The sequence below is a fragment of the Variovorax cryoconiti genome, from assembly GCF_051216395.1.
In the GTDB taxonomy this organism is placed as follows: Bacteria; Pseudomonadota; Gammaproteobacteria; order Burkholderiales; family Burkholderiaceae_C; genus Variovorax.
The window spans coordinates 1-1030 of sequence record NZ_JBPJZI010000087.1 but is presented as its reverse complement, the minus strand read 5'-3'; the positions used below and the strand labels follow the sequence as shown (position 1 = coordinate 1030).

Annotated in this window: 3 protein-coding genes; 1 reads left to right on the top strand and 2 read right to left on the bottom strand. The window is 61.6% G+C overall.

Going from position 1 to position 1030, the window contains the following annotated elements:
• Positions 1–383, top strand: a 383-nt coding sequence (locus tag ACSFA2_RS25940; protein WP_435458193.1) for a DsbA family protein, incomplete at its 5' end; no start/stop codon positions are given.
• Positions 384–496: 113 nt separating this feature from the next.
• On the opposite strand, the gene ACSFA2_RS25935 is transcribed toward ACSFA2_RS25940, so the two are convergent.
• Both ACSFA2_RS25935 and ACSFA2_RS25930 read right to left on the bottom strand, forming a co-directional pair.
• Positions 497–658, bottom strand: coding sequence for an HHHH-motif protein (locus tag ACSFA2_RS25935; RefSeq protein ID WP_435458192.1), 162 nt, complete (start codon positions 656–658; stop codon positions 497–499).
• A 166-nt stretch (positions 659–824) separates the two neighbouring features.
• A partial coding sequence (locus ACSFA2_RS25930) for an MFS transporter (RefSeq protein ID WP_435458191.1) occupies positions 825–1030 on the bottom strand: 206 nt, incomplete at its 5' end.

Below are 1030 nucleotides of genomic sequence, written 5' to 3'. Positions count from 1 at the left end.
CGGTGCCTTTCGTGGGCAACGACGTCGAAGCCAAGCAGCGCCTGTACTACGCGCTCGAAGCCATGGGCAAGGTCGACGAATATCAGCCGAAGGTGTTCAACGCGATCCACGCGCAGCGCCAGAACGTGAACGGCGACGCCAACATCATTGCCTGGGCCACCGCCAACGGCCTGGACGGCGCCAAGTTCAAGGAAACCTTCACTTCCTTCGGCGTGGCCAGCAAGGCCAAGCGCGCCTCGCAAATGACCGACGCCTACAAGGTGGCTGGCGTGCCGGCAATGGCCGTGGCCGGCCGCTGGTATGTGGACGGCGAAACCGCCGGCAACATGACCAAAGTGCTTCAGGTCGTGAACTATCTGATCGGCGAAGCGAAGAAGGGCTGACCCCCCAAGATCGCGGCCCGGCGGAGCCGGTTCCGCGGTGTTCCCGGAAGGAATCCAGGAAGAAAGTCAAGCCCGCATCAGCGGGCTTTTTCAAGTGGTTTGCACCGGGGGAATCAACGCACCCAGTGGCAAACACGCTGGTGATGACGCGCGTCCCACTTGCACACCTTGTGCTTCTTGGGGTGGTACGGCGCTGCGGAGGCGATGCTCGGTGCCAGCATGGCAAGGCCGGCGAACGCGAGGATGCTGGAGAGGATGAGCTGCTTGGTCTTCATGGGGTTCTTTCTAAGCAAAGACATCGATCGAGGAAATGCGTCGTTGCGTTGAACAGGCGCTCCAGTAAAACGTTCGAGGCAACATTCAGATGACAGTTGATGACGAGTCGGGCGTGAATAACCGCACGGATCGCAGTACCGGGAATGGCATCCGACCAAGCCTGAATCAGACCTGCCCGGGTGCAGCCGCCTGCTCGGTGCGCGCGTCGTGCCCGATGATCAGCACCAGCCCGAACGCCACTGCCGACAACAGCGCCAGGAAAATCACGGCGTAGATGTCGTTGCCCATCCGGTCCTTCAGCGCCCCGAAGATCGTCGGGCCGATGTAGCCGCCCAGGTTGCCGATGGAGTTGATCCATGCAATGCCCGCTG